The sequence below is a fragment of the Streptomyces sp. NPDC059201 genome, from assembly GCF_042754585.1.
Taxonomy (GTDB): domain Bacteria; phylum Actinomycetota; class Actinomycetes; order Streptomycetales; family Streptomycetaceae; genus Streptomyces.
In genome coordinates, this window is record NZ_JBHZBB010000026.1 from 1 (window position 1) to 4,386 (window position 4,386).

A 4,386-nucleotide genomic window follows, 5' to 3' on the forward strand; every position below is an offset into this window, starting at 1 on the left:
AGCCGGGCGGGCCGCGGGCCCCCCCGGGGCCCGGCGCCCCGCGTCGGCCAGGTGGGCCGCGGGCCCCCCCGGGGCCCGGCGCCCCGCCGGGCGCCGCGGGTCAAATCGCCGGGGGCCCCGGCGCCTGGGCGCCCGCCCCCCGCGGCCGTTCCGTGCGTCGTGCGAGGGGCGCCAGTTCAGGCGGCGAGGCCCAGGGCCGCCATCCGCTTGGTGTGCGCCTCGGTGATCCGGGAGAACATCCGGCCCACCTCCGCCAGGTCGAAGCCGTCCGCGACGCCGCCGACGAGCATCGTGGAGAGCGCGTCCCGCTCGGCCACCACCCGCTGGGCCTGCGACAGCGCCTCGCCCATCAGCCGGCGGGCCCACAGCGCGAGCCGGCCGCCGACCCGCGGGTCGGCGTCGATCGCCGCGCGGACCTTCTCCACGGCGAAGTTGCCGTGCCCCGTGTCGTCGAGCACCGCGAGCACCAGCGCGCGGGTGTCCGAGTCGAGCCGGGCCGCGACCTCGCGGTAGAAGTCGCTGGCGATCGAGTCGCCCACGTACGCCTTGACCAGGCCCTCCAGCCAGTCCGACGGGGCGGTCTGGCGGTGGAAGTCGTCGAGCGCCTTCGCGAAGGGCTCCATGGCCGCGGTCGGCTCCGCGTCCACGGCGGTCAGCCGGTCCCGCAGCCGCTCGAAGTGGTGGAACTCGGCGGAGGCCATCTTCGCCAGCTCCGCCTTGTCCTCCAGGGACGGGGCGAGCTTGGCGTCCTCGGCCAGCCGCTCGAAGGCCGCCAGCTCGCCGTAGGCGAGGGCGCCGAGGAGGTCGATCACGGCGGCGCGGTACTGCGGCTCCGCGGAGGCCGTGGCCCAGTCCTCGGCGGCGATACCGGTGGGGGTGTCGGCGTCTTCGTGGTCACCGGCGGGCATGGCGTTGTCAGGCGTCTCCATGCAGCGCACAATAGCCCGCCCCCGGGGACCCCGAAGGCCCTGGTCAGTCAGTGTGACCGTGCCCTCATCCCCATTTCGCCCAACACACATGCGCGATTCCGGGGTACAGTGGTAATGCGCCTGCTGAGTATGCGGACATGCTTTCGCACGTCCCCACGTATCCGGTGGGCCGACGCATGAATGAGGATGCCCGGTCGGTGGCCCGATCGGCTCCGGCCCGACAGCCCTTCCGGCGGACCCGCCGAAGGGTCCCTCAGCGGTACGACGCTCGAGCGGCGGCAGTGGTCCCGTGCCACCCGGCGGTGATCTTCCCCAGGATCCCGCGGGAAGAGCCCGGCACGATGAGACCCCCTTCGTTCGCCTCGCACCGCGTCTCACAGAAGAGGCAGCACCCTGACTACGTTCCGAGAGCTCGGAATCCTTCCCGAGACCGCCGAAGCGCTTGAAGCCGTCGGCATCATCAACCCCTTCCCCATCCAGGAGATGACCCTCCCGGTCGCCCTCACCGGCACCGACGTCATCGGCCAGGCCAAGACCGGCACGGGCAAGACCCTCGGTTTCGGCCTCCCGATCCTGGAGCGCGTCACCGTCCCCGCCGACGTCGAGGCCGGCCGCGCCAAGCCCGAGCAGCTGACCGAGGCCCCGCAGGCCCTCGTCGTCGTGCCGACCCGCGAGCTGTGCCAGCAGGTCACCAACGACCTCCTCACCGCCGGCAAGGTGCGCAACGTGCGCGTCCTCGCCATCTACGGCGGCCGGGCCTACGAGCCCCAGGTCGAGGCGCTCCAGAAGGGCGTCGACGTCGTCGTCGGCACCCCCGGCCGCCTGCTCGACCTGGCCGGCCAGCGCAAGCTCGACCTGTCGCACATCAAGACCCTCGTCCTCGACGAGGCCGACGAGATGCTCGACCTGGGCTTCCTGCCCGACGTCGAGAAGATCATCAACATGCTTCCGGCGACCCGCCAGACCATGCTGTTCTCGGCCACCATGCCGGGCGCGGTCATCGGCCTCGCCCGCCGCTACATGTCGCGCCCCACGCACATCCGCGCCACCTCGCCGGACAACGAGGGCGTGACCCACGCGAACATCACGCAGCGGGTCTACCGCGCGCACAACATGGACAAGCCGGAGATGGTCGCGCGCATCCTCCAGGCACGCGGCCGCGGCCTCGCGATGATCTTCTGCCGTACGAAGCGGACGGCGGCCGACATCGCCGAGCAGCTCCAGCGGCGCGGCTTCGCCTCCGGCGCGGTCCACGGCGACCTCGGCCAGGGCGCCCGCGAGCAGGCGCTGCGCGCCTTCCGCAACGGCAAGGTCGACGTCCTCGTCTGCACCGACGTCGCCGCGCGCGGCATCGACGTCGAGGGCGTCACCCACGTCATCAACTACCAGACGCCCGAGGACGAGAAGACCTACCTGCACCGCACCGGCCGCACCGGCCGCGCGGGCAACACCGGTACGGCGATCACGCTGGTCGACTGGGACGACATCCCGCGCTGGCAGCTGATCAACAAGGCGCTGGAGCTGGACTTCGCCGACCCGGTGGAGACGTACTCCAGCTCCCCGCACCTCTACGCCGAGCTGGACATCCCCGAGGGCACCAAGGGCATCCTGCCGCGCTCCGAGCGGACCCGCGCGGGTCTCGCGGCGGAGGAGCTGGAGGACCTGGGCGAGCCCGGCGGCCGTCGTGCCCGCGGTGGCCGTGACGCGGCCCCGGCCCCCGCCGAGGAGCGCCCGGCCCGGACGCGCACCCCGCGCCAGCGCCGCCGCACCCGTGGCGGCTCGGACGCCGACGCCCCCGTGGTGACCGGCGCCCCGGCCGCGGAGGCCGCCGAGACCCCCGAGGCCGTGGACGGCCCGCGCCGTCCGCGCCGCCGCCGCACCCGCGGCCCCGCCACCGGCCCGACCGGCGGCATCCCGGTCGCCGGCGTGACCCCGGCCCCCGCCGAGGAGACCGCCCCGGCCGTGGAGGCCGCGCCGGCCCCCGCGGCTCCGGTCGCCGCCGCCGCGCCCGTCGCCGCTCCGGCCGAGGAGGCGGCCCCGCGCCGCCGCCGCGCCCGCGGTGGACGTACGGAGACCGCCCCGGCCGTCGCCGAGACGCCCGAGGCCCCGGTCGCCACCGCCCCCGCCGCCGAGGCTCCGGCCGTCAAGGCCCCGGTCTTCACGGCGCCCGTCGCCGCGGCCCCGGCCGTCAAGGCCGCCCCGGTCGTCAAGGCCGCGCCCGTCGCCGCTCCGGCCGAGGAGACGGCTCCGCGCCGCCGCCGTGGCCGTGGTGGGCGTACGGAGTCCTTCGTCGAGGCGCCCGCCGCCCCGGCCCCGGCCTTCGCGCCGCGCAAGCGGCGGGTCCGGCCGCGCGCCGAGGACTCGGTGAGCTTCCAGACCGTGGAGACCGCCGCCGCCGAGCTGGCCGCCGCGCGCAAGCGCTCGTCCGCCCCGGTCCAGGCCGCCGCCCCGGTCCCGGCCCAGGCCGCGGAGGCCCGTCCGGCGTCCCGCCCGGCCCAGACCGCCCCGGTCCAGGCCGCCGCTCCGGCCGCCGCCGTCCCGGCCCAGGCCGTGGCCGCGCCGCCGCGTGCCCGCCGCCGGGCGACCCGTCCGGCGACCACCCCGGGTGCCGTCGTCGAGGCCGCTCCGGCCGTCGTCGAGGCCCCCGCGGCCCCGGTCGTCGAGGAGCCGGCCGGCCGCCCGCGCCGCCGCGCGGTCCGCAAGGCGTCCAGCCCCGTGACGACCACGGCCCCCGCCGAGGCCATCGTGGTCATCCCGGCCCCGGTCGCCGAGGCCCCCGCCGCCCCGGCCCCGGTCGCCGAGACCCCGGTCGTCGAGGAGGCCCCGAAGGCTCCCCGTAAGCGCGCCGCCCGGAAGACGGCTCCGGCCGCCACCGAAGCGCCCGCCGTCGAGGAAGCCCCCAAGGCCCCCCGCAAGCGCGCCCCGAGGAAGACCGCCGACACCCCGGCCGCCGACACCACGGCGACCGAGACCCCGGCAGTCGAGACCCCGGTCGCCGAGGAGGCCCCCAAGGCTCCGCGCAAGCGCGCCGCCCGGAAGACGGCTCCGGCCGCCACCGAGGCACCCGCCACCGAGGAAGCCCCCAAGGCCCCCCGCAAGCGCGCCCCGAGGAAGACCGCCGACACCCCGGCCGCCGACACCACGGCGACCGAGACCCCGGCCGTCGAGACCCCGGCAGTCGAGACCCCGGCAGTCGAGGAGGCCCCCAAGGCTCCCCGCAAGCGGGCCGCCGCCAAGAAGACGGCCGCCGCCGTGGCGCCCGACGCGTCGGAGCCGCAGACCGCGACGACGACCCGTCGCCGCACCACGAAGAAGGCCGCCGCCGAGGCCCCGGCCGAGGAGGCCCCGAAGGCTCCGCGCAAGCGCGCCCCGAGGAAGACCGCCCCCGCCCAGCCGGAGGCGTGACACCAAGCCCGGTCACCCGGGCATGACGGCGGCCCGGCCCCCCACCAGGGGC

At 76.8% G+C, this 4,386-nt stretch carries 2 protein-coding genes; one reads left to right on the plus strand and one right to left on the minus strand.

Annotated features, from left to right (window positions below; all coding sequences use genetic code 11):
* Positions 1-176: 176 nt before the first annotated feature.
* Positions 177-929, minus strand: coding sequence for a ferritin-like fold-containing protein (locus ACFXMG_RS38820; RefSeq protein WP_383830994.1), 753 nt, complete (start codon positions 927-929; stop codon positions 177-179).
* A gap of 483 nt (positions 930-1,412) precedes the next feature.
* Between ACFXMG_RS38820 and ACFXMG_RS38825 the strand changes: the two genes are divergently transcribed.
* The gene (locus ACFXMG_RS38825; protein ID WP_384119801.1) at positions 1,413-4,334 is read left to right on the plus strand and encodes a DEAD/DEAH box helicase; all 2,922 of its coding nucleotides are present in this window, start codon (positions 1,413-1,415) and stop codon (positions 4,332-4,334) included.
* The last annotated feature ends 52 nt before the right edge of the window (positions 4,335-4,386 follow it).

Coding starts and splice junctions, on each gene's coding strand:
- ACFXMG_RS38820 (WP_383830994.1), bottom strand. CDS start 929: ATGGAGACGCCTGACAACGCCATGCCCGCCGGTGACCACGAAGACGCC.
- ACFXMG_RS38825 (WP_384119801.1), top strand. CDS start 1,413: ATGACCCTCCCGGTCGCCCTCACCGGCACCGACGTCATCGGCCAGGCC.